This is a genomic window from Actinomycetota bacterium, from assembly GCA_019347575.1.
Taxonomy (GTDB): Bacteria; Actinomycetota; Nitriliruptoria; order Nitriliruptorales; family Nitriliruptoraceae; genus JAHWKY01.
This window is the reverse complement of sequence record JAHWKY010000003.1, coordinates 126,533-151,906: the sequence shown is the minus strand read 5'-3', so window position 1 is coordinate 151,906 and position 25,374 is coordinate 126,533. Positions and strand designations below refer to the sequence as shown.

The window sequence follows — 25,374 nt, the reverse complement described above, 5'->3', positions numbered from 1 at the left end:
GGCCGCCGCCTGCCGTGGTACTGCTCCGATGAGGCCCCATGGATCGCGTCATCCTCCTGCACGGCGGACCAGGGCGACCCAGTCACGCTGTGGTTCGTCGGGAGGGACACCCAGCCAGAGCCGGTCGCCGACGGCGACAGGGGCGACCGATCCTGGTCGCAGTTGGCCGCCGTTGCGCGGGTCGTACCAGAGCACGTCGAGGTGTTCCGCGGCGGATGGTTCGGTGTCGAGAACGGTGGTGCCGCCCTCCGGTAGGTAGACGGCGTAGATCTCGCCTGGGGATGCGAGGACCCAGGCGTCGTTCCGGTTGATCGCCAGATGGTCGGCATGGGCCATGTCCCAGAACGGCAGGTGCCGTTGGAAGAACTCGAGGGCGTACCGCGTCTGGTCCCACAGTCGGTCTCGGGTGCGGAAGTCCTCCAACGTGAGATCGCCTTCCGGCATCCCTCCGGGGAAGTAGTGCTCCGCTCCGGCACCGCCGGCTACGAGGTTGCCCCAGAGGGTCCGGCTGCGGGGAAGGTGGTGATCGGTGGGATCGACACGGTCGGGCAGCGCTCCGTGCACGCCGAAGCAGCACTCGTCGATGGAGACCGCCCACGGTCGACCGGCCCGTGCCGATGCGTCGATCCACTTGATCGTGACGGGATGCGGCTCGTTCCAGTCCCGTGCCTGGATCGACGCCCCATCGAACGACGGATGACCGAGCAGCGGCCGGTAGATGGTGTCCTGGCTGCCCGGGAACGTGTGGACGACTTGGGGGTGGTCGTACGGGTCGACGGCGCGGAGGTAGTCGGCCATGGCCTTGCGCTGCGCATCGGTCAGTTCGTTGTTCTCCTCGCCGATGTTCCACTGCAGGACCGGATGGTGGGCGAACCGGGCGACGAGCTCGCGCAGGTAGAGCTTCCGGTGGACGCCGGTCTCCCCTCCGTCGAGCAGGTGCACGTTCTCCAGCTCCTGCAGGAACACGTGGAGCTGGACACCGCGTGCGGTCATGTGTGAGAACAGGATCTCCCACTGGTCCAGCTTGCTCACGTCGAACCGGGTGAACTCGGTGGGTGCGGTCCACGGCCACACGTCGTTGCCGTCGCCTGCGACGTTCATGGTGAGGAAGTACTGCGAGTTGGCGCCCTTGCTCGCCAGGTAGTTCACGACACCGATGATCCCTCGACCCTTGCGTCCCTTCCACTGCGGGTCGCCGGGCTTCCAGTCGCGCTCGTGTGGCTGGTACCGGTGGGTGCCGGTCGTGCCGTCGAAGTCCGCGTAGGCGAGGAAGTTCTCCGGGCTGCCGGCCCCACCCTTGAGGAACCGTTCTCCGGTGCCGGCGAAGCGCAGGTATCGCTCGCCCGCGTAGGCCAGCAGACCCTTGCCGCGGAAGTCGCGCCCCGACTTGTCCGATCGAGCGACCACGAAGGACCCCTCAGCGCCGTCGAAGCACAGCGGCCTGCCGCCGGTCAGGCCGATGGCCACACCCTTGCCGGTCCGGAAGGATGCCTGCCAGTGCCACCTCCCGCGCTCCCAGGGTGTGAGGTGCGCACGCCAGACGTTGCCAGCCTCCGCGCTGGTCTGTGCGGCGTGACCGTCGGCGGCGAAGAAGCCGGGGACCGTGATCGACCTGCCCGAGGGTGACTCGAAGCGGACCTCGAGGCGGTAGTCCAGGAACGGGTTGGGCTCTGCCTGTTCGGTTGACGACGGTCCGGCGAAACTCAAGGTGACACGGTGCCACCTCTTCAGCTCACCGGTGACCTCCACGGTCGGCGTCGCCGCGTCCGTCTTGCCGGCGTCACACCGGGCAGCGCGGTGCGGACGGGAGTCCCCCGCTGCGCGGCCGCTCGCCGGAGCACGTCCCTCCGTTGGCTCGCCACCGCCTGCTCCATCAGTCTGCTGCCGACCTGGGGCCTCCACGTCGAGGTCTCCGCCGGGACCGACGTCGCCCCCTTGTGCCTCCCCTTGTGCCTCAGGAACCCCCGGTAGGCTGAGTTCGTTTTCGCCGACACCGGCCGTGGCGCCGGGAGCAACCGTGCCTTGAGGGGCGCCCTGCCTGGCTGCTTGCGTAGTGGAGTCGCATGCGGCAGCGGCAAGGACGACGGTCACGAGGAGCGCGAGCCTTGCTGACGGACGCATTGCTCACTCCTCCGTCGTGGCTCCGCTTCAGCCGCGGGGACCCATACTAACTAGCTAGCTAGCCGCGACCTCCCGGCGTTGAAGCGTTGAGTACGCCACAGCGCACCCAACACTTCAAGCTCGACGCCGGACCCACAGGGCCAGCGCCCCGAACATCGCCAGGGACCCGGTGATGGCGCCCGCCAACGGCAGCCAGCCGTCCACACCGCGCTCGTCGCCGGGGTCAGGGTCGTCCGGTGGCAGCGGGGTCGGGGCGGTCGCGGGCCCGGCCGTGAGGAGTTCGTCCGCGTCGTAGGTCGAACAGAGGTTGCCGTGCCAGCCGGCATCGCCGGGGTAGAGCAGCAAGCCGAGGCGATCGCCCGCGGTGGCGCTGAGTCCACACGATGCGGAGTCGGCGGACGAGTGGACCTCGAGCCGCTCGGGGAGCTGACCGGCGAGGACCGCCTCTACCTCGAGCGCGTAGGTCACGGCAGCGTCGAAGCCCACGCCGGGTCCCTTCGCGACGTCCACGACCGTGCCGACGACGGCCGCGTCAGCGGTCCGGAGCGCCTCCGCCGGCGTCTGCAACGCGCACGAGCAGGCGCGTGCCGGGGCGGGCAGGAGCACGACGAGGGCGAACGCGGCGACCAGGAGCATCGGTAGCGCTGCGGTGAAACGTTCCAAGATCCACCTCCCGAGTACCGTGTGGGACGCCCGTACCGGTGCCGTGGTTCCCCGCCGCCTACAGGGGGTCGCGCAGGATCGGGCACGTCATGCAGCGCGGACCGCCCCGGCCCCGGGGGAGCTCGTAGCTGGGGATGGTCCGGACCGTGATCCCGGCGTCGCTGAGGATGCTGTTGGTCGCGACGTTGCGCTCGTAGGCGACCACCTCCCCGGGGCGGACGGCCAGGGTGTTGTTGGCGTCGTTCCACTGCTCGCGTTCGGCCTGCACCGAACCGAGGGCCGGCTCGATGCCGCGGGCGTGGTCGAGCCCCGCCGCCCAGGCCAGACCCTGTAGCAGCCCGTCGGCTTGCTCGACCCGCAGCGCCTTCTTCGTCGGGGTCACCTGGAAGGTGCGGACCTCCGGGGTGATCGATGGGTAGACGATGAACGCATCGACGTCGACCATCGTGACCACGGTGTCGAGGTGCATGGCTGCGCGGACCTTCGGCAGATCGACGGCGAGGATGCGATCGACCACGTCAGCCTCGAACAGCCGCGTGGCGAGGGCTTCGACCCCCTGCGGCGTCGTGCGCTCCGAGATACCGATGGCGAGCCCACGGTCACCGACGACGAGGACGTCGCCGCCCTCGACCGTCGCGGGGAAGTACTCGCGCCGTTCTCCTCCGAACCACACCGGCGTGTCCACGAAGCGCGGGTGACGGTCGTAGACCAGCCGGAGCAGATCGGCTTCGCGGCGTCGGACGAGCCGGTTCATCGGCGAGAGGAGGACACCCTCACCGACCCAGGCGGAGGAGTCGCGCATGAACACCAGGTTCGGCAGGGGTGCGAGCAGCATCTCGGAGGGGGCCAGGATACGCGCCACCAGGCCGGCTCCCGAGCCGACCTCCTCGACTGAGACACCACCGACGAGGTGGCGGACCAACTCGTCGGTGGGGCCCTCCAGGAGGAAGGAGCGGACCCGTGCCGCGAGTTCGGGCCCGCAGGCGTCATCGGTCACGTGTCGAGCGACCACCTCGGCGGCGAGAGCGTCGTCCTCCAGCACGTCGGTCAGCAGGTCCTGGACGAACAGCACCTCGGCCCCGCTCTCGCGGAGCACGTCGACGAACGCCGCGTGCTCCTCCCTCGCGCGATCGACCCAGAGCAGCTCGTCGAAGAGCAGCTCCTCCTTGTTGGATGGGGTGATCCGCCGCAGCTCGGTACCGGGGCGGTGCACCAGCACCTGACGCAGCGCCCCGACCTCCGAGCGGATCGAGCCGGTCACGGCAACGTGGGGATCGCGGTCGGACTCGGTTCGGGCTGGGGGGCGAAGGGGTCGGGCGCCCACGTCTCGGGATCGTCCTGGTGTGGACCGGCGGACGCGATGATCGAGCCGATGGCATCCACGACCTCGTCGTCGACCGCCTCGGGCCCGCCGCTGATCAGGCCGTGCGCGAGCGTGACCGCGTTGTCGGTGAGCCACTCCTGGACCGCGGCCGAGCGCCCGACCTCGGCGGCGTGGACGAGCAGGAACACGGCGTTGCGACGGTCCGCCGCGGCACCGGCCCCGAGCGCATCGGGCCAGTTGAGCCCGGACGAGAGCACGACCTCGAGGCCGGTCGGGTCGTCGTTGGGGTCGGGACCCTCCTCCTCGATGCGCTCCTGCCACCGCCGCAGGGTCTCCTCGGCGGCGAGTCGGCTGGTGTCGTAGCGGTCGGCGCCTGCGAAGCGGAACACACCCGTCCCGCTGGCCGCGTCCCGGGCGGCGTCCGCGACCGCGGCGCTCACCGCGGCCTCGCCGCCGAACACGCGGATGCCGTCCTCCCACGGCCGGCTGGCGAGGACCTCCCGGGTCCGTGCCGGCAGGAACGTGCCCTGCGTCAGCAGGACCGGAAGGTCGAACTCGGCCCCGAACGCCCCGGCCGAGAGCGCGTCCGGGAAGGCGCGGGTGTCATCAGGGTGCGCACCGAGGGCGAGCAGCACCTCGGTCGGGTCCTCGCGGGCGATGACGGTCTCGGCGACCGCGGCGGCGGTCTCGAACCGGTCGATGCCTGCCCGACGGTGGATCGCATCTGCTGGCACGCGCGTCTCGCGAACGAGCTGTTCCTCGACCTGCTTCGAGATGCGAGCGGTCCCTCCGACGATCCAGGCCTCGTCGGCTCCGAGCCTACGGATCTCCTCGATCACCACCTCGGGCACGACCTTGCGGTCGACGAGCAGCACGGGTCCGCCGAACGAGCCCGCGAGTGGTGTGGCGACCAGTGCATCCGGGTAGGCCGATGCCGCAGCGATGACGACGCGGCGCGCGCTCGGGAAGGCCCACCGTGACAGCTCGACCGCGGTCTCGATGCGCGTCTCGCCACCGCGCCGTTCTGCCGGTGGCGTGACCTCGATCTCGGTCGTGACCGGTGTGATCTCGTCGGTGCCGAGCCGGGCCTGCAGCTCCGCCACGTAGGCGCCCGGTGGGACGGGCGTCCCGGCGGCATCACGCAGATCCCACACCAGGTCCACCTCGGACTGGTGGACACCTCCCGTGGAACGCACGAGCTCGCCGGTCTCCTCGTCCCGGATCGTGAACTGCCAGTCGAGGTCGTCGGTGAAGACCGCCGCGACGTTGGGCCGGTTGCCCACCTGTGGCTGCTCGCGGGCAGCCGGCAGGCCGCCGTAGGCCTTCGGCAGCCCGATGGCCTCGACACGGTCGGCGATCGGGTCGGACCCGATCACGTGGTCGAACAGCCGCTCGCCCGGACAGGTGGTGTGGTTGTTCGTGCGGTGCCCGATGATGGTCGGGAAGGTGACCCGGTCACCGCGGTCGTAGCGGTTGCTCGAGCCTCCGCCGGCGATCTCGGTGGTCTCGCCGTGCGGGTTGATGTGGTGCACATCGAGTTTCCAGGCGAGCAGGCGGTCGAGCGCGTCGAGTGACGCCTGGGTCGGCTCGGTGGAGGTGAAGTCGCCCATCACCGCTACGCCGAACGAGCCCTCGTTCCAGCCGGCGGCGTGCGCCCCGATCACCGCCTCCGTGATGCCCCCGGAGCGCCCTTCGTAGATGGTCCCGTAGCGGTCGATGAGGAAGTTGTAGGCGATGTCGTCCCAGCCGCGACTCTCGACGTGGTAGGAGTAGATCGCTCGCACCACGTCGTCGGCTTCCTCGCGCGAGTAGCTGTTCGAGCCAGCGGTGTGGTGCACGACCGCGAAGCGGGCGTCCCCCGCGTACAGCGGCACGTACTTGCGGATGTCCTCGTTGGCGCCCCACGAGGCGCGGCTGAGGATCTCGGGTTGGGTGGTCGCGGCGTGCGCGGTCCCCGAGCCACGGTGCAGCTGGGGCGGCGTGTACGCCAGCCCGTCTCCGCCGCCCACCTCGACGAGCGTGAGGTCGACCGGCCGCTGCAGCTGACCTCGGACGCGCACCTCGATCTCGTCGGAGGGGCCGAGCCACACCGGGTCGCTGACGGTCGCGCTCACGGCACGTTCCGCCTCGGTGGAACCGGGATCGGGTCCGTGGTCGTCGGGCAGGTGCAGCTCCTGCCAGGGATCCCAGCGCTGGCCCCGACGGGCGCGGACCTCGACCTCGACGTCGTGGTCGCCGCCCCAGTCGGCACCGACGAGGACGGCGTCACCGGCGTCGATGCGCTCCGCGATCGCCCATCGCGCCGCCCCCGTCTGCCCGGGCGGCGCGACGGTGACGTGGCGGGTCCGGGTGCTCGGCGGCTCGCTCGACGAGGGCGCGAGGGGGAGGACCCACGCGACCGCTGTCAGGACGAGCAGGAGCAGGATCGTGGGCGTCCGCGCCCCGACCCCACGCTGCGTTCTCGCACTCACAGACCACCCTCGTGTCATCGTCCCCCACCACCATCGTGCTACCGGCCTTCGGCCTGCTTGAGCACAGGAATCACCGAGCGTCCCTGATGCTCGGTGGAACCGCAACTGTGCCGCACGGAGCGCCTGCGGTCACGTACCTGCGGCGGCAGGAGCCACCCGCGACGTCAGGCGACGTCCTCCCCGACGGCGACACCCAGCGTGCCCGTCGGCTCGAACCAGCGGCCCTCGTCGGGCAGCACCTCGAGGTTGATGCGTGGGAGCGCCTGCTCGAACAGACCGGGGATGTCCTCGAGGTCCACGAAGGTGATGAGATCGCTGGTCGACAGTCCGCCGGCGTACTCGGTGAACCCCAGCGCGTGGACCGCCACCTCGTCGCCTGCGAGCGTCTCGAGCGGCTGGAGGAAGTTCCTGGCGTCGTTCGAGCCCACGTAGACCGCACCGAGGTCGCCATCCGCTGCTCGGGCGTGGATGTGCGCGAGCATGTCCTCGTCCACGTCGCTGTCGCCGACCTTCGGCCTGGCGAACACGCGGTAGCCCTGCTCGAGCAGCCACAGCACCCAGCCGCGCAGGGGCCCGGCGACGTGCGGGGCGACGTTGATGAAGACGCACGCCTCGACATCGCCGCCCGCAGCGCGGTCGACGAGCCACTTGCCGAGGACGTGCAGGTCCGGACGTTCCTTCGAGGTCGGCTTGCCGTCGATGATGTTGGCGACGGTCATGTCGATGTTCGGTGCGTCCCACAGCAGCAGGTGGCGCATGCGCTCCCTCGAGGAGATCTGGCACGAGGGTACGCCCGGGCGGCACGCGCGAGATCCCACTCTGGGTCAGATGCTGGTCGCAACGGCCACAACCCCGACCCGCGGATAGCGTGAGTGACGACCAGGAGGCGACGGTGACCGGGCTACTCGACGAACAGGTCAGCGACTACCTGACCGCTCTCGCAGCGGTACAGCACGGCTCGGACGTGCTCGAGGACATGGAGCAACGGGCCGAGGAGCACGGCTTCCCGATCGTCGGCCGAGCCGTCGGACGTTTCCTCGAGACCCAGGCACGCGCCATCGGGGCCGAACGGGTGATGGAGTTGGGATCGGGGTACGGCTACTCGGCCTACTGGTTCGCCCGCGCCGTCGGGGCGGACGGCGAGGTGGTGTGCACGGACGGCGACCCGGGGAACGCTCGCGACGCCGAGGGCTACCTCACACGCGCGGGTCTGTGGGACCGTGTCCGTTACCACGTGGGTGACGCGCTGGAGTCGTTCGCGACTGAGGATGGCACCTTCGACATCGTGTACTGCGACGTCGACAAGGACGGCTACCCCGACTGCTGGCGCGCGGCGCGGTCGCGCATCCGCATGGGCGGCTTGTACCTGTGCGACAACACGCTCTGGGACGGCCACGTCGTCACCGGCGACGACCGACCGGGCCTCGAGGGCTGGACCGCCGCGATCCAGGAGCACAACCGGCTCGTCACCGAGGACCCCGACTTCGTCTCCAGCATCGTGCCCATCCGCGACGGGGTCCTCGTGGCGCTGCGCGTGGCCTGAGCTCAGCCTGGCGGATCAGCCCTCGCCGCGCCCGAACACCAGCAGCACGCCGACCACGATCAGGCCCGCGCCGAGCACCCGCTGGAGGCTCAGCTCGACCGTGCGTTCGAGGATCCCGGAGGCATCAAGCAGGAGCGCGATGAGCAGCTGCACGCCGGTGAGCACCGCCAGCGTGGTGCCCAGACCGAGGTAGCCCACCACGGCACCGATCGACGCGACGATACCGACGCCGGCCACACCGGCGAGCAACAGCCACGGGGCGCTGCGGAGCTCGGTGATGCCCAGCTCGTAGCGGCCGAAGAGCACGACCGCTCCGGCGAACACCGCCCCGGCGACGTGGACCCACAGCGCCACGACCATGACGTTGCGGACCCGGTCCGAGAACGGGCCGAGCAGCGCCCCCTGCGTCGCGATGAGCGCGCCCCCAACCGCCGCGAGGACAACCGCGAGCGGTGTCGTCACCGGTGGCGTCCCGATCGATAGCGCGGTTGCGCCTTCGCCAAGATCAGAAGCACGCGGGGCTGAGCCACGGGTAGGGATTCACGGCACCGCCACCACCGGGGTGGATCTCGAAGTGGATGTGCGGGGCGCCACCGCGCGCGTTGCCGGTGTTGCCGTTCAGTGCGATCCACTGCCCAGCCTCGACGCGCATGCCGACGTGGACGCCCGGGGCGTAGCCGTTGAGGTGGGTGTAGAAGTATTCGACGTCGTCGTCGCCCCACAGGTACACCGAGATGCCGCCGAGGCCGCCGTTGCTCAGCCGCGAGATGCGGCCGTGGGTGAAGGCGTAGACCTGGGCGTTCATCTGGCCCATCACGTCGGTGCCCTTGTGTCGACGTCCACCCGACCGGGGATGTCCCCAGGTGTCGCGGAAGTGGTAGGGCGCCGCGATGATGCAGGCGTAGGTGCCGTTCTGGACGCCGTTGGAGATGGTCCGCTGCCGCTCGCGACGACTGCGCAGCTCGGCTTCCTTGACCTTGACCGACGACAGGCGGCCCTCGAGGTCGGCTTGGATCGCGGCCATCTCCTCGCGCAGGCTGGCGAGCTCTGCCGCCTTGTCCTCGAGCAGGGTGCGGGACTGCTGCAGCTGGACCTTGAGGTTGGTGGCGCCCTCGAGCTGGCCGCGGTCACGGCCCGTCAGGGCCACGAGGAACTGGGCACGTTCGAGCGCTCCCTCAGGGCCCTCGGCTCCGAGCATCGTGGTCAGCATCGACCCGTCGCCGCGCTTGAAAGCGGCGCGGGCACGGTCCGCGAGGGCGGCGTTGACCTCCTGGGCCTCGGCCTCGAGGGCCGCGACCCGGGTCTCGAGCTGGGCCAGCTCCTCCTCCGCGGTCGCGAGGCGAGCGACCAGATCCTCCCAGGCGGCGACGGCCTGATCGAGCTCGGCCTCGAGCTCCTCGCGCTGCTCGACGACGTCCTCGAGGTCCTGGGCCGTGGCCGAACCGGTCAGCGACAGGGCGAGCACGAGGAGGGTGACCACCACCCGCCGCACCGCACGGGCGCGGGGACGTGACAGCGTGCGTGTACTCAGGTCGGACTCACCAGCTCGGGGTCAGGTGGTTCGCGCCTGGGGACGGGACGCGGGCGGTCCACCAGAGGGGAGGGGTGGACCTGGCCACGGAGCCTATACGACATCCGGTGTGACAACACCTGCGAGCGATGCGGGACGCGCTGACGTCGCAGCGAACCGGACGGATCGGGCGGTTCGGTCATACCGGTCGCACGGGAGGCGGGCCAGGGCGTGCCCGGCGGTACGCTCGGAGCCGTCCTGGAGGTAGCTGTGGACCGTCCCTGGATCATGCGGACCTACTCGGGTCACTCCTCGGCAGCGGCCTCCAACGAGCTGTACCGGACCAACCTCGCGAAGGGCCAGACGGGCCTGTCGGTGGCCTTCGATCTGCCCACCCAGACCGGCTACGACAGCGACCACGTGCTCGCGCGGGGCGAGGTGGGCAAGGTCGGGGTCCCCATCTCGTCGATCGAGGACATGCGTGCCCTGTTCGAGGGCATCCCGCTCGAGCAGATGAACACGTCGATGACGATCAACGCCACGGCGATGTGGCTGCTCGCGCTGTACGTCGCGGTCGCGGAGGAGCAGGGCGCCGACACGCGCGAACTCCGGGGCACGACGCAGAACGACATCCTGAAGGAGTACCTGTCGCGCGGGACCTACGCGTTCCCGCCCCAGCCGTCGATGCGGCTGACCGCGGACGTCATCGAGCACACCGTCGAGCACATCCCCGCCTGGAACCCGCTGAACATCTGCAGCTACCACCTCCAGGAGGCCGGCGCCGCGCCGGTGCAGGAACTGGCCTTCACCATGGCCAACGCGATCGCCGTGCTCGACACGGTCCGCGAGCGCGGCAACGTCCCCGATGACCGCTTCCCCGAGGTGGTGGGCCGCATCTCGTTCTTCGTCAACGCGGGCATCCGGTTCGTCGAGGAGGTCGCCAAGATGCGCGCCTTCGTCGAGCTGTGGGACCGCATCACCCGCGACCGCTACGGCGTTCAGGACCCCAGGTACCGACGCTTCCGCTACGGGGTGCAGGTGAACTCGCTGGGGCTGACCGAGCAGCAGCCCGAGAACAACATCAGCCGCATCCTGATCGAGATGCTCGGCGTGACCCTGTCGAAGGACGCGCGCGCCCGGGCGGTGCAGCTGCCGGCGTGGAACGAGGCGCTCGGGCTCCCGCGACCCTGGGACCAGCAGCTCAGCCTGCGGATGCAGCAGATCCTCGCCTTCGAGACCGACCTGCTCGAGCACGACGACATCTTCGAGGGATCGGTCGTGATGCAGCGTGAGGTCGAGCGCCTCGTCGACGCGGCCCAGTCCGAGCTCGACGAGGTGCTGGCGCTGGGCGGGGCGCTCGAGGCCGTGGACCACATGAAGTCCGAGCTCGTCCGCTCCAACGCCCAGCGGATGCGCCGGGTCGAGTCGGGCGAGCAGACGGTCGTCGGGGTGAACCGCTTCACCGAGGCCGAGCCCTCGCCGCTCGTCGACGAGGAGGGCGGGATCCTCGTCATCGACGACGCCGCGGAGCGGGACCAGCTCGAGCGTCTGGAGGGGTGGCGTGCGGGGCGCGACGATGCAGCGGTCGGCGCGTCGTTGGACGCGCTGGCCGAGGCCGCTGCGGGCGACGCCAACCTCATGGGGCCATCCCTGGAGTGCGCACGGGCGCGCGTGACGACCGGCGAGTGGGCCGGGGTGCTGCGCGAGGTGTTCGGCGAGTACCGCGCCCCGACCGGCGTGTCGGAGCGCGCGCTGGCGTCGGGCGGACCGCTGGCTGACCGGCTGGCGGCTGCCCGGAAACGTGTGGCGGCGGTGGAGGAGCGTGTCGGGCGCAAGCTGCGCATCCTCGTCGGAAAGCCCGGGCTCGACGGGCACAGCAACGGGGCCGAGCAGGTCGCCATCCGCGCCCGCGACCTCGGCATGGAGGTCATCTACGAGGGCATCCGCCTCACGCCGGAGCAGATCGTCCGCACGGCCGTCGACGAGGACGTCCACCTGGTCGGGCTGTCCATCCTGTCCGGATCGCACCTCGGCCTCGTCCCGCAGGTGATCGAGGGGCTTCGAGGCGCGGGCCACGACATCCCGGTCGTCGCCGGCGGGATCATCCCGCCCGCCGACGCCGACAAGCTCCGCGAGGCCGGTGTCGCCGCCGTCTTCACCCCCAAGGACTACGAACTCACCGAGGTCCTCGCCCAGGTCGCCGAACTGGTCTGAGCTGAACACCGGTCGTTCGTCCATCACGGCGCCCCGTCATCTGCGCCACCCTCGGGAGTAGCGAACCCCGATGGAGGACGGAACCATGGCGACCTGCGACACCTGTGGCAACGACTACGACCGCGCGATGACGATCGAGCTCGACGGGCAGACCCACACGTTCGACTCGTTCGAGTGCGCGATGCACCGCCTCGCCCCGACGTGCGACGTCTGCGGCGTCCGGGTGGTCGGGCACGGCGTGCAGGCCAACGGCACCGTCTACTGCTGCGCGCACTGCGCCGAGCGTGCCGGCGTCGAGGGCATCGAGGATCGCGTCAGCGCCTGATCGCCCGCGGTCCTCCCTCGCGACACGTTGTACGCTCCCCCCTGACGCCCGCGTCAGGGACGCGCGGGGGGGAGGGACGAGCGTGAGTGCCGAGACATCGACCGAGACGACCGCCTCCGAGCAGCCCGAAGGCGGCGTGCACCTGTTCGACCAGACCAACCCGCTCGGACCGTCGATCCCCGAGCTCACGTCCCGCCAGGAGGTGGCGCTCCTGGCTCGCATCCTGCACCGCGAGGGCTACGACGATCACCTGGCCGGCCACATCACCTACCTGCAACCCGACGGCACGCTGCTCACCAACCCGTTCGGGCTGATGTGGGACGAGCTGCGCGCATGCGACGTCATGCGCCTGACGGTCGACGGTCACGTCCTCGAAGGGCCCTGGACGGTCACCCCGGCGATCGAGCTGCACCTGGCGATCCACGAGCAGCGCGACGACGTCGTCGTGGCGGTGCACAACCACCCGTCGTGGGGCACCGTGTGGGCCGACGCCCGGCGCGTCCCGCCGGTCTACGACCAGACCTCGGCGCAGGTCGCGGACGACCTTGTGCTCTACGACAGCTACGACGGCAACGTCGCCGACAAGGACGCGGCACGGAAGGCCGCCGGCGGTCTCGGAGACGCCCGCTACGCCCTGCTGGCCAACCACGGTGTGCTCGTGGTCGGCAAGGACATCCAGCAGGCCCACCACCGCGCCGTGTTCCTCGAGTGGCGCTGCCGCATGGCGTGGCGGGTGGAGCAGATCGGGGGCGGTGTCCCGTTGCCCGACTCGTTCGTGCAGGAGTTCGGCGGCATCTTCGACCACGTCCCCTTCCCGCACCTGTGGGAGGCCGAGGTACGCCGCGAGCTGCGGCGCGACCCATCCGTCCTCGACGAGAGCCTGTGATGGCGGTCATCGACGCCGACGCCCACATCAACGAGAACCCGACCGCTTGGACCGAACTGTCGGAGCGGTACCCCGAGTGGCTGACGTTCGGCGAGGTCGAAGGCGGCGCGGCCGCCATCATCGAGGGACGGCCCTACCCCCGGCAGGCGGGGCGCGGGCGGGGCGTGCCGATCGAGAGCGCGCTGCACCCCGATGCGATGGAGGGGGCGTTCGACCTCGATGCGCGGCTGCGCGACATGGATGCCGAGGGCATCGACGTGCAGGTGCTCTACGGCGGCCTCGCCATCGGCACCACCAGCTTCGAGGACCACGGCTTCGCACGCGACTTCGCGACCGCCTACAACGACTGGCTCCTGGGTGACGTCTGCGGCCACTCGGACCGGTTGAAGGGCGTCGCCGTCGTCGCGCTGCAGGACGTGGCCGGCGCGGCGGAGGAGGTCGGTCGCGCCGCGGGTCGGGGCGCGGTCGCCGTGACGATCCCGCCGGCGGTGCGCCTCTCCCCCGGCGAGCTGCCCCGACCCCTCCACGATCCCGCTCTGACTCCTTTCTTCGAGGCCGTGGCTGACGCCGGCTTCGCCGTCGGGGTGCACAACGCCCCGGGGATGAACAACCCCCTGCCCGCGGCTGACCTGTTCGACAACTACGCGCAGGTGCACCAGATCAGCTTCCCGGTCGACCAGATGGTCGCGTTCACCGCCCTGACCATGGGCGGCGTGCTCGACCGCTTTCCCACGCTGAGGGTGGCGTTCCTCGAGTGCGGCGTCGGCTGGGTCCCGTACTGGATCGACCGTGCCCACGAGCACCGCGAGAAGCGCGGCGACCTCATCCCCGGCATGAAGGCCGACCCGCGCGAGTACATCGAGCGGGGCCAGTGCTACTTCAGCTTCGAGTGCGAGGACCCCTTCGTCGCCCACTTCGTCGAGCACCTCGGGGCGGATGCGCTCATCTGGGCCAGCGACTACCCCCACTGGGACTGCGAGTTCCCCGGCAGCGTCACGACCACACGCGAGGTGAACGCCGCGCTCGGCGACGAGGTGCTGGACAAGGCTCTCGATGCCAACCCGCGGCGGCTGTACGGGCTCTAGGCTCACCGGGACCGAGCCGGACGAGCTAGGAGCAGACCGTGCCGCATTTCGTCGCCTTGTGGACCAAGCCCGAGACCGACGTGGAGGGCTTCGAGGAGCACTACCGCACGACCCACACCGAGATCGTGCACCGGTGGACGGGCTTCAAGAGCGTGCAGACCCTCCGAACCCCGAACTCACCCTTCGGCGATCCCGCCTACCACCTCGTGACCATCATCGAGCTCGAGGATCTAGGCGAGGGGCTCAACTCCGAGGCCGCCAAGGAGGCGCTCGACGATGCGAAGCAGCTCCAGGAGAAGCACGGCACGACGATGACCGTCCTGACCGGCGACGACCTGTAGTCGTCAGGTGAGACAGGACAGCCCCGTCCGGGGCACCGGAACGGGGCTGTCCTTGCGGTCGTCAGGCTGACCTAGGACCCTGCCGCCGCGATCGCATCGGCGATCTGGCCGGCGACCGTCTCGGTCACCGCCTTGTCGCCGCCCACCAGGGCGACGCGCGCGATGCTCGCCGCCTGAGCCTCGATGTACTCCAGGCTCGCTGGTGCGTTGTCCAACGTCTGACCGTGGACCAACACCAGCACGCCCTTGGTGGCGGCGACCGCCGGTCCTGCCGCGAGCGCGTCGGGGAAGTTGAGGCCCGTCGCCACCCAGAGGGTCGCCGGATCCATCCCAGCCACGACCGCCCACTCTGCGACCTGGCGTGAGGTGTCGTAGCGGTTGGCTCCGGCGATGCGTCCCACCTCCACGTCGTGCTGAGTGATCTGTCCGGCGACCGCGGCCGAGACGGCAGCCTCACCGCCCACGATGGTGGCCTGCGTGACACCGAGCGCATCCAGGACCGCGGCGCTCGCACCAGGCAGCACGTCGCGCTCCGCCAGCACGATGGGCCGTTGCTGGAACGCCGCCAGCCCGGATACCGCCACCGCGTCAGGCCAGCCGCGGCCCTCATCGGCGTTCGCACCCTCCGTCACGTAGACGGCCCTTCCACCGACCTGCTTGGCGATCTCCGCAGCGGTGTCGAAGCGCGTGTTGCCCGCGATCCGATCGACCGTAGCGACCCCCAGAGCGAGGAGCTGGTCGCGCACCACCGGCGACAACGCGGTCTCACCGCCGAGCAGGATGGCGCGGTCGGCACCCAACCTGTCCACCTCCGCGGCCACCGCTGGGTCGAGGACGTCCGAGGTGGTGAGCAGGATCGGCGCTGCCAGCTTCGCAGCCAGCGGGGCGCCCGCGAGCGCGTCGGGGTACTTGTCCGACCTGGCGATAATCACCGTGTCCGCGGCCGTGAACGTGTCCGCAGAGATGGCAACGGCGGTCTGGATCCTTCCGTCACCGGAGAGCCGCTCGAACTCGACGTCGGTCTGCTCACCGAAGTTCCAGGTCGAGGCCTTCGAGGTACGGACGGTGATGACCCACTCCTCGCCATCCTTGACGATCGACGCGGTGCAGGGGTCGGGTTGGGCGGAGGTTGGGTGCGTGCACGGGTTCGGCACGCGCCGCCCGTTGCGGAACACCGTCAGACTGCGTGCACCGTCCGGGACCTGCGACTCGTGGACGCGGAACACCAACAGGAGCGGCTCCTCGACCGTGGCGTCGGGGGCGTGGATCTCGACCTGGACGTCGAACATCCGGTAGCCCGACGGGGCGCCCGTGGTCCGCTCGCCCTCTTGGACGGTGACCTCACCACCAGTCGGCGACGTGACTGCGGTCACGACGGGGTTGTCGGACGTGGCCGTCGTGCCCTCGGTGGACGCCGTCCCGCCCGGTTCGACGGTCGTGTTCGTGGATGTCGTCGACTGCTTCACGGTCACGCTTACGGTGGCGGTGTTGGAGTCGACCGCTCCGTCGTTCACCTTGAAGGTGAACGAGTCGGTGCCGCTGGTTCCTACGTTCGCCGTGTACGTGACCTGGTTGCCCGACACCGACGACAACGTCCCCTTCGACGGCGATCCTCCGACGCTGAAGGTGAGTTGCGAGCTCGTGTTGTCCACGTCGGTCGCAGGCAGCGTCACCGTGACCGACTGGCCGGCACTCACCTCCACCGCAGTGTCCGTCGCCGTCGGCGGATCGTTGATCGGAAGGACGTCGAGACCGATCGTCGCCACGTTCGAGTCCGCCTCGCCGTCGTTCACCTTGAACGTGAACGAATCGACACCGTCGTAGTCGGCGTCCGGCGTGTAAGTCACCTCGCCACCTGACACTGACGACAGCGAACCGTGGTCGGGGCCAGCGACGATGGAGAACGTCAACGGATCGTCCTCGACGTCGCCAGCCTCCAGCACCACCACGACCGATGAGTCCTCATCGACCTCGTAGGTGTTGGGTGCCGCCTCCGGGGCGTCGTTGACCGGCGTGACCGTGATGTCCACGGTGGCGACGTTCGAGTCGGACAGCCCATCGTTCGCCTTGAACGTGAAGGAGTCCGTCCCGTTGTAGTCAGGGTCCGGGGTGTACGTGACCACGTTGCCGACCAGCGCTCCGAGGTCGCCGTGCACGGGCGCGGACACGATCGACCAGGTCAGCGAGTCGTCATCCGCGTCCGATGCCGGCAGCGTCAGTTGCTTCGCAGTGTCCTCGGCAGTCGACGCCTCCACCGCTGAAGCGACCGGCGCGCTGTTCTCGAGAACGGTGACCGACACGGTCGCACTGCCGGAATCCACGGTCCCGTCGTTGGCCTTGAAGGTGAACGAGTCAGGACCGAAGTAGCCGTCGTCGGGCGTGTACGTCACCTGGTTCCCCGAGACGGGTCCCAACGTGCCGCTACTCGGGCCGGAAACGATCGAGAAGACCAAGGGGTCGTTGTCGACGTCGGCACCGACGAGGATCACCTGGACCGGAGAGTTCTGGCTGGTCCCGACCTCGACCTCGTCGACAGTCGGGGCGTCGTTGACCGGGGTGACATCGATGCCGATGGTGGCGACGTTGGAGTCCAGCCCGCCATCGTTGGCCCTGAAAGTGAACGAGTCCGATCCGCTGTAGTCCGCAACAGGTGTGTAGGTGACCTGATTACCGTCCACCACCGACAGCCCACCGTGCTCCGGGCCGGCCACGATCGAGAACGTCAGCGGATCGTCCTCGACGTCTCCCGCCTCCATCATGATCACCACGGAAGCGTCCTCCTCCACGACCCACGCGAGGTTGTCCGCGGCCTCAGGTGCATCGTTGACGGGCGTGACCGTGATGGACACCGCAGCCACGTTGGAGTCCGCTACACCATCGTTCGCCTTGAAGGTGAACGAGTCCGCGCCGTTGTAATCCACGTGCGGCGTGTACGTGAAAGCCTCACCCACACCCAGCACCACCTCACCGTGAGCAGGCGGAGCCACGACGACGTAGCTCAGCTCGTCGCCGTCGACATCCGTGGCGAGCAGTGCACCCTCCAGCGGCGTGTCCTCCGCCGTCGTCTCCTCCGCAGGGCTCGCCACCGGCGCGTCATTCACCGGCGTGACGTCCAGGGTCACCGTCGCGATCGGGCCATCGTCGGCATCCGAGGCGCGGTAGGTGAACGAGTCCATCCCGTTCGCGTCCGCGTCGGGCGTGTAGGTCACGACCGAGGCCCCAGCCCCGATGGGCGACAGCGTGCCGCTGGCCGGCCCGACGACGATCGAGAACACGAACGGATCGCCCTCGACGTCGTTGGCCGTCAGTGTGACATCGACCGCGGTGTCCTCGTCGGTGATCGCCCCGAGGTCGTCGGCCACCGGCGCGTCGTTGACCGGGTTCACCGTCACCGTCACCGTGGCCGTGTCCATCGCACCATCGGCGTCGGAGAGCGTGTAGGTGAACGTGTCCTCGCCGAACCAGTCCGGGTCGGGCGTGTAGGACACCGACTGCCCGTCCACGGCGATCGACACCGTGCCGTTGGCGGGATCGCTGACGCCGGTAACCGTGAGCGTGTCGCCCTCGTGGACGAGGTCGACGTCGGAGTCGTTGGCCAGCACGGCCACGTCGACCGCGACGTCCTCGTCCGTGCCCTCCCCGTCATCGACCGCATCGGGGGCATCGTTGACCGCCGTGACGTCCAGGGTCACCGTCGCGATCGGGCCATCGTCCGCATCCGAGGCGCGGTAGGTGAACGAGTCCATCCCGTTCGTGTCCGCAGCGGGCGTGTAGGTCACCACTCCGGCCACGATGGGGGACAGGATGCCGCTGGCCGGCCCGTCGACGATCGAGAACGTGAACGGATCGCCCTCGACGTCGCTGGCGGTCAGCGTGACATCGACGGGCGTGTCCTCGTCGGTGGTCTCCCCGAGATCGTCAGCCACCGGGGCGTCGTTCACCGGGGCGACATCGACGTTGATCGTGGCGCTGGCGAACCCACCGAAGGCGTCGGCGATGGTGTAGGTGAACGGGTCCTCCGTGCCGAACCAGTTCGTGTCAGGCACGTAGCGCACCTGGCCGCTGACGATGGTGGCCGTGCCGTGTGCCGGGTCGTCGACCGCCACGATCGTGAGCGGGTCGAGGTCGGCGTCGCTGTCGTTGGCGAGCACATCGATGTCGACGTGGGTGTCCTCGTCCGTCGCCGCGGTGTTGTCCTCAGCCTCGGGCAGCGCGTTGACACCTGCGGTGCAGCCCCCCTCCGGGTCGCTCTCGACGTGGAGATCGTCGACGAACGCGGCCGAATCGTAGATGCCGTCGCCTTGGTCGAAGATGGTCAGGAACAGGCTGTGCTCACCCGGGGTGACCGGAGTCTGGACGCGCAGCTGCGCGGTCATGCCGTCGTAGGTGGTGCCGTTGTCGACGATGGCGCGAGCGCCGTCGAAGAAGACGCTGTTGATGGAGAGCAGGTCTCCACCGGGAGCCAACGCGAAGTTGTCGGGAGCGGTGATGACACTGTCGCTCACCGACCAGGTGGTCGCGTCGAGCTCGGCGAGGAACGCGTCGTTGTACCCGCTCCCCACGTACTCCGGGTACTCCTCGGACATGAACGCGACGTGCATCGCGAGGCACGTGCCGCCGTCGGGGACATCGAGGTCGAGCCGCAGTATCGACGGGTCGTTCGCGCCGCGCGCGCTCCAGGCGTTGTCCCGCCCGTCGCCGCCTCCGTCGTTGGCGGTCGGGGCGAGCGCCCGGTCGCCGCTGGTCATCAGTCCCATGGAGTCACCGACCACAGGGAAGTGGCTGGTGACCTGGGGGCTCAGGCCGTTGGCATCGATGGCACTGCACTCGACCCACTCGTAGCCGGTGACGAGTCCAGCGTCGTCGATGCCCGGCGTGAGGTCCGGGCAGTCGGCGACGGTCACCGTGATGGTCGCGGTGTCGGTCCCCCCGAAGCCGTCGTCGACGGTGTAGTCGAAGGTGTCGCTGCCGAGGAAGCCGGCCGCGGGCACGTACGTGATCGTGGAGCCGTCGTGGGAGACCACGCCGTGCTCGGCCGCGTCGGCCGTCTCGACGGCGGTGATCGTCAGCCCATCACCGTCACCATCGGTGTCGTTGTCGAGGGGCGAGAGGGTGGCCTGACGGTTCTTCAGCACGTCGAAGACATCTTCCACCGCATCGGGCGCGACGTTGTCCGCGAACAGGCTCTCGGTCACGTCGGTGACCTGGCCGCCGATGACGGCGACCTCGGCCGCGCCGGTCTGGTCGGCTGCGTCGTCGTACCACTCGTCGTGGTAGCGCATGCGGGTGCAGTCGCTGAGGAACAGCTGGTAGTCCCCGGCTGGCAGCACGCTGCTCTGCCAGGCGCCGTCCCACCCCGTCCAGGCGCTGTCGCGCGCCACCGGGTCGCCGGTGTCGTGGATGTCGATGCAGATGCCGTCGACGCCGTTGCCGGTGAGATCCGAGAGCACGGTGCCTCCGAGCCGACCACCTGCGACGAGGTCCTCGTCCACGGAGGTGGTGACGCCTTGCACCACGGACACGGGGGTGGCGGACGTCTCGTCGGCAGCGTCGGCGTACCACTCGGACAGCCAGTAGTCGTCGAGGCAGTCCTCGAAGAGGACCTTGTAGTCACCGTCGGGCAGGCCCGTTATGAGGTATCCGCCGGACTCGTCGCTGGGGTTGGCCCCGTACCAGCCCCCGCCCAGGACGTCGACGGCCCACGCGCATACGCCCTGGGCTGGCGTCACGCCGTCCGCGGCATCCACCAGGGTGCCCGCGATGCGGCCGAGCGCCACGAGGTCCTCGTCGATCGTGACGGTCTGGTTCTCGCCAACCGGCTGGAGGTGGGCGCTGGCCCAGTCGGGCTGCTCGTCCCAGTACTCCTCGTGGTAGCCCAGGCCACCGCAGTCGTAGAAGTGGATGCGGTAGTCGTCGGCGGGGAGCCCGCCGATGGAGTAGTGGCCGTCAGCACCGGTGGCGTCGAACCCGTAGTGACCGGTCAGGTTGCCGGTGACGTCGACGCAGATGTCGACCAGGGTGTCCGTCGTTCCGGCGTCGGTGATGACACCTTCGATTCGCCCACCCGAGCTCAGGTCCTCTTCGACATGCGTGAGCATGTTCGCGAAGACCTCCACGGCGTCGGCCGTCTCGAAGGTGGTCTGGTCGTTGTACCACTCGTCGCCGTAGCCGCCGCCCCCGCAGTCGGAGAAGTGGACCTTGTACATGCCCGGGTACAGCGCCGGCACCTCGTAGTGGCCAATCATGTCGGTTACGTCCGAGCCCCAGATCCCGGCGTCATCCTCCACCGACACGCACACGAACTCGATCGGGTCTCCCGTCGTGGTATCGGTGACGTGACCCGTGATGGTGCCGCCGAGGCTGAGATCCTCGTTGATCGCCTGCATCTGCCCCAACGCGAGCGAGACGAGATCGGAGTCGAGCCAGTCGCGGTGCTCGTCGTAGTACTCGGTGAGGTAACCGACACCGGAGCAGTCGATGAACTCGAGGCGGTAGTTGTCCGCGGGCAGGCCCTCGGTCTCGTACTGACCGGCCTCGTCCGTGTACGCGGTGGTCCACACCCCGGTGTTCTCGCCGTAGACGTGTACACAGACGTTCCCGATGGCGCCACCCCCGCCCGCGGCGGAGACGATCCCATGGATCACGCCTCCGCGCGACAGGTCCTCGTCGACCTCCGTCGCCGCGCCCGAGCTCACGGCGACGCGGGTCGCGGTCGTCGCGTCGGCGGCGTCGTCGAAGTACTCGGGGATGAACGGCCCGGTGTCGCAGACAGTGAAGTACACGGTGTACGACCCGTCCTCGACGCCACCGATGACGTAGTCACCGTTCGCATCGGTGGTGCCGTAGCTCCACAGACCGAGGTCGGGATCGTGGGCGGTGACGCACACGTTCTCGATGCCGGTGGTGGTGCCAGCCTCGGTGACCTGGCCGAAGATCGACCCCCCAGTCGACAGGTCCTCGTTGACCGTGACGTGCTCGCCGTCGCCGAGGACGACCAGCGTTGCCGACTCCCAGTCGGGCGCGTTCTGGTGGTACTCGGCGATGTAGCCGCCACCACCGCAGTCGTAGAGGTACACGCGGTAGCTGTCGGGGGAGAGCCCGCCGAGCGTGTAGGAGCCGGTAGCGTCGGTGACGTCGGAGCCGTAGCCGATGGTGGTCTCGCCCCACGTTTCGACGCAGATGCCCGCGAGCAGCGCCCCGGTGGCCGCATCCGTGACCGTGCCCGAGATCACGCCACCCGGCGCCTCAGCGAGGTTCAGGGTCAGCGCTCCGGTGTCACCCGACCATCCGCCGACCTGGATGCGGTAGGTGGTTCCGGACGTGACTTCGACCGTGACCTGCGACTGGAGGTCGTGGAAGTCGTCGTTGCAATCGATCAGGTGCGTCGGGGCGCTGGGATCGCCGGCGAAGGGGTCACCGTCGAACACGGCGAGAACGGTGTCGAAGCCGCTGCCGACCGTGTCGATGACGACCACGCCCGACGTCGAGGGCGTGAACGCGTACCACAGGGTCGCGTCCATGTCGCAGTGCAGGGGCTCGTCGGGCTCGGTGGTCGCCCCGACCGTATCGGCGGACACCGAGGTCGGGATAGCCGGACCGACAGATGCGGCATAGGCGAAGGCGTCGTTGCCGGGTACCGCTTCCGCACGCCACGCTCCGACCACGAGCAGAGCACCCGCCGCGAGGAGCACGATGAGGGCCCGTCGGAAGCCGGTCAGGAGGGGGAAAGGTGCGTACGCGAAGGAGAGGTTCGATGCTTCAACCATGACATGTGCCCCGGTACGAGCGACCCCGAGCGGGTCGTGAAGAGCGCGGACGGTACGTACGGTGGGGACACGACGGCAAGCGAATCCGACGATGGTGTGACGCCACCACCGATCGCACATGAGGCGGCCACCGTCCGAGCCGGCTAGCCCGAACGGCCCACACACCCGACGACGTGCGGACACCGAAGACCGCGCTCACGCGGTCATACCAGCAGTGCTGATCCCCGCGGACTAGAGGGTCGACCGCCCAGCGCGCCAACCGCCGACGACGAAATCGCGATCGTCCGGTGTGCGCTCCACGCTCAGAGCCAGCACGTGCAGAGCGGTAGCGGCGGGTGGTCAGGCCGCCTTGGCGGACAGCTCCACCGTCCACCGGGCCGATGGATCGACCGTGTCGACCGCCAGCACGTACGTGTCCGACTCGAGGGCGATCGTGTGAGTGCTCCGTCCTGGAGCGTCGATGGCCACGGGTTCGATCGACCGTGAAGAGGTGACCGCGAGAGGCTGCAGCACGAGCCGTCCCTGGCCCGAGAACTGCACGGTGACACTGACGCTGTCCTCGACCAGGAACGGAGCCGTAACGGTCGTGCCGTTGCCGTTCAGGCGTGCGGGCAGGGGGCGAGCGTCGTCAGGTCTTACCGGGCTCACACCGAGCTCCCAAACACCTTCGGCCGCGACGTCGAACAGATGCTCGCCGGGGTCGCGGACGTAGAGGGCCACAGAGCCGGCGCCCCGAACCCGCTCGGCGATCAGCTGTCGCCGACCGTCCGGTCCCTGCACCTCGATGCGCATCGGAGCGGGACCGTCGCTGCGGAAGTCGACCCGGACCAGTCCGGGACTCAGCTCCACAGGCTCTGTCGTGCCCGTAGCCTCCCCTTCGAGGCGCAGGGCGTCATCCGGGATGCTGGGACTCGACGTTGCACGAGGCCTGGTCGTTACGTCATCTGCTGGCTGTACGGCATCCGTGGGGGTCGGTCCTTCGCCGTCCTCCGTTGCGCACGCCGCGACCGGCAAGGTCGCGAGCAGCGCTCCGATGGCGATCCGGTTGATTAGGCACATGGCGAAGGAGCCTCGGGTCTCGACCGGGTGTTCCGCAGCATGTTGGAACATACCCACATCGCGCTGGCCCGAACCGTGCGAACGGCCCAGCGCACGGAGGGCGGGGCATCGCCCCCGCCCTCCGCCGTGGCTCAGTGAGTCCCGATCACTGCTCCCGCAGCGACACGTCGGGGTGGATGACGGCATCCTCGACGACCGGCAGCAGCATCTTCGTGTGGTCCGGTCCGGTGTAGATCGTCACCTGTCGTTCGCTGCCGTGGGAGGCGAAGTGCTTCCCGTTCGTCCCGATCGTCAGCAGGAGTTGCTGGCCGGCCGGCACGTGGTGAGCGACGGTGAAGCACTGCGGGTGCAGCGTCATCGCCTGATCGGGGACGATCGGCGAGAACGTCGAGACCGAGTCACGCAGGCTTGGCTGGATCCCGCAGTACCCGATGTCCTGCACCTGACCCGTCGCGGGGTCGCGCCGCGACAGTGTCGCGACCAGATGGACGACCTGGCTGTTGCGGACCGACGCCGTCAGCTGCATCCGCATGAGCCCGAGCGTCACCAGATCCTCATCGAGCGGGTCAGACAGGAAGGTCACCGACCCGCTGCCGACGTGGGCCAGCACCGCGTTGGCGTTGGTCGTGAACGTCCGCGACTGCTCGTCGGACGGCTGCGCGAAGCTCAGCGCTTCGCCGTCGGCGTGGAGCTCCACACGGTGGTCAGGGTGACGCCAAGCGGTGTCGGTGATCGCCGTGCGACCCCACTCGGGACTCATCGGGTCGAGCGGGTCGTTCGTGGGTGAGTTGGGGTTGCTGCCAGTCGGTCGGGCGCTCTCGGCGTTCAGGAACGCCTCGACGGCGGGGCCGGTGTCCACATCCATCTGCTTGAGGTGCTTGTCGAACCAGGCGTGGATGGCGTATTTCATCTGGTCGAAGCGGCACGTGGGGTGCGAGACCCGCTTGTTGTCCACGTCGCCACAGCGGCCGTTCGTCGAGCCGTGGTCCCACTGCCCGATCCAGACCTTATCGCCGGGGCGCATGAACCGGTGGCCGAAGAACCACTCCGCGGCGGGGATGCGCGCGGCGTTGTCGTTGACCCCGTGGATCATGAACACGGGGATGTCAGCCTCGGATGCCAGGGCACGCCAGTCACGCTCGGCGTGCCAGCGCTCGTACTGGCCGGTGTACTGACCAGGGCCGGACAGGGCCGCGGAGCTCTTCCAGCCGCAGCCGGTGTCGGTGGGGTGGTTGCCGAAGTCGTCGCCGGTGTCGCCCCTGCTGATCACCGGGGGCGCGGGCGCCTGAGACGGCATGTGGCGCTGCGTCGCCAGGGTGGCGTAGGCCGCCTGGGGACCGACGTACTGCAGCAGCCACGGCACCCCGTAGAGGAACTGGTGGTCGTACATCGACGCGAGGCCGGCCGACGGGATGATCGTCACGAGGCCGTCGGGGCGCTGCGCGGCCGCGACCGACGGGGTGGATCCCACGTAGCTGTGGCCGGTCATGCCGACGCGCCCGTTGCTCCACTCCTGGCTCGCGAGCCATTCGATGGTGTACTCGAGGTCCTTGGCGTCGTTGGGACCCAGGTGGTCCAGGCACCCGCCGGAGCGCCCTGTACCCCGCAGGTCCATCATGGCGACCGCGTACCCACGGGGCGCGAAGTAGCCCGTGAGCCCGGCGCTGGAGCCGTCAGGGTTCTTCGGATCGGGGAACATCCGGTCGCCGATGCGTGTGGCGATCGTGCCGTGGTACGGGCTGGCCTCGAGGATGACCGGCCACGGCCCGTCGCCGTGCAACTCGGGATCGGGCTTGGTGATCTCGACGTAGATGTCGACGTCGTCGTGCGGCACGACGAGCTGCTCGACGACCGTCACCGTGTCCGGGTAGTCCGGTTGTGAGAGCTGGTCGGCCATCGCGATGAAGTCCGCCGGTGGCCCGGCATCGCGGGGCGCGTCGTGGGCGGCCAGCAGGCTCGCGGCCAGGACCGGCGCCAACAGGCCGGAGAGTGCGGTTCGCAACCTCATGAGCAAGCCTCCAGGTGGGTGCCCCGGGAAGGAGGGGTATCGGGGCTCTGGAAGAGGT

At 69.4% G+C, this 25,374-nt stretch carries 16 protein-coding genes; 6 read left to right on the top strand and 10 right to left on the bottom strand.

Annotation, left to right across the window (positions count from 1 at the left end; genetic code table 11):
* Positions 1–48: 48 nt before the first annotated feature.
* From KY469_02920 to KY469_02900, 5 genes are all read right to left on the bottom strand, one after another.
* Positions 49–1,707: a DUF5060 domain-containing protein gene (locus KY469_02920; GenBank protein MBW3662027.1), complete on the bottom strand. Its 1,659-nt coding sequence runs from the start codon at positions 1,705–1,707 to the stop codon at positions 49–51.
* Positions 1,708–2,235: 528 nt separating this feature from the next.
* Complete coding sequence (locus tag KY469_02915; GenBank protein MBW3662026.1) at positions 2,236–2,784, bottom strand: hypothetical protein; 549 nt, start codon at positions 2,782–2,784, stop codon at positions 2,236–2,238.
* Positions 2,785–2,842: 58 nt separating this feature from the next.
* On the bottom strand, positions 2,843–4,045 hold the full coding sequence (locus KY469_02910) for an arginine deiminase (GenBank protein MBW3662025.1): 1,203 nt from the start codon (positions 4,043–4,045) through the stop codon (positions 2,843–2,845).
* Entirely contained in the window at positions 4,042–6,579 is a 2,538-nt protein-coding gene (locus KY469_02905) for a cell wall-binding repeat-containing protein (GenBank protein ID MBW3662024.1), read from the bottom strand. Before KY469_02905 ends, KY469_02910 begins: the two co-directional genes overlap by 4 nt.
* 164 nt (positions 6,580–6,743) lie before the next feature.
* Entirely contained in the window at positions 6,744–7,337 is a 594-nt protein-coding gene (locus KY469_02900; protein MBW3662023.1) for an NYN domain-containing protein, read from the bottom strand.
* Between the two features lie 110 nt (positions 7,338–7,447).
* Here KY469_02900 and KY469_02895 point away from each other — a divergent pair, with 110 nt between their 5' ends.
* A complete protein-coding gene (locus KY469_02895; protein ID MBW3662022.1) occupies positions 7,448–8,122 on the top strand; it encodes an O-methyltransferase in 675 nt (224 codons plus the stop codon).
* Positions 8,123–8,137: 15 nt separating this feature from the next.
* Here the strand turns inward: KY469_02895 and KY469_02890 are convergent, their stop codons facing one another.
* Positions 8,138–8,584, bottom strand: a complete 447-nt coding sequence (locus KY469_02890; protein MBW3662021.1) for a DMT family transporter — start codon at positions 8,582–8,584, stop codon at positions 8,138–8,140.
* A gap of 43 nt (positions 8,585–8,627) precedes the next feature.
* Positions 8,628–9,605 (bottom strand): peptidoglycan DD-metalloendopeptidase family protein, encoded by a 978-nt coding sequence (locus KY469_02885; protein ID MBW3662020.1) that lies wholly within the window; start codon positions 9,603–9,605, stop codon positions 8,628–8,630.
* A gap of 315 nt (positions 9,606–9,920) precedes the next feature.
* Between KY469_02885 and KY469_02880 the strand changes: the two genes are divergently transcribed.
* The 5 genes from KY469_02880 (at position 9,921) to KY469_02860 (ending at position 14,483) form a co-directional block, all read left to right on the top strand.
* A complete protein-coding gene (locus tag KY469_02880) occupies positions 9,921–11,846 on the top strand; it encodes a protein meaA (GenBank protein ID MBW3662019.1) in 1,926 nt (641 codons plus the stop codon).
* Between the two features lie 85 nt (positions 11,847–11,931).
* A complete protein-coding gene (locus tag KY469_02875; GenBank protein MBW3662018.1) occupies positions 11,932–12,171 on the top strand; it encodes a hypothetical protein in 240 nt (79 codons plus the stop codon).
* Positions 12,172–12,307: 136 nt separating this feature from the next.
* Complete coding sequence (locus KY469_02870) at positions 12,308–13,057, top strand: class II aldolase/adducin family protein (protein MBW3662017.1); 750 nt, start codon at positions 12,308–12,310, stop codon at positions 13,055–13,057.
* Positions 13,057–14,142 (top strand): amidohydrolase, encoded by a 1,086-nt coding sequence (locus tag KY469_02865; GenBank protein MBW3662016.1) that lies wholly within the window; start codon positions 13,057–13,059, stop codon positions 14,140–14,142. The genes KY469_02870 and KY469_02865 overlap by 1 nt, the downstream gene beginning before the upstream one ends.
* Positions 14,143–14,180: 38 nt before the next feature.
* A complete protein-coding gene (locus KY469_02860) occupies positions 14,181–14,483 on the top strand; it encodes an EthD family reductase (GenBank protein MBW3662015.1) in 303 nt (100 codons plus the stop codon).
* Between the two features lie 71 nt (positions 14,484–14,554).
* Here the strand turns inward: KY469_02860 and KY469_02855 are convergent, their stop codons facing one another.
* The 3 genes from KY469_02855 to KY469_02845 form a co-directional block, all read right to left on the bottom strand.
* On the bottom strand, positions 14,555–22,249 hold the full coding sequence (locus KY469_02855) for a tandem-95 repeat protein (protein ID MBW3662014.1): 7,695 nt from the start codon (positions 22,247–22,249) through the stop codon (positions 14,555–14,557).
* 339 nt (positions 22,250–22,588) lie between these two features.
* Positions 22,589–23,098: a hypothetical protein gene (locus KY469_02850; GenBank protein MBW3662013.1), complete on the bottom strand. Its 510-nt coding sequence runs from the start codon at positions 23,096–23,098 to the stop codon at positions 22,589–22,591.
* Between the two features lie 355 nt (positions 23,099–23,453).
* The gene (locus tag KY469_02845) at positions 23,454–25,316 is read right to left on the bottom strand and encodes a CocE/NonD family hydrolase (protein ID MBW3662012.1); all 1,863 of its coding nucleotides are present in this window, start codon (positions 25,314–25,316) and stop codon (positions 23,454–23,456) included.
* Between the last annotated feature and the right edge of the window lie 58 nt (positions 25,317–25,374).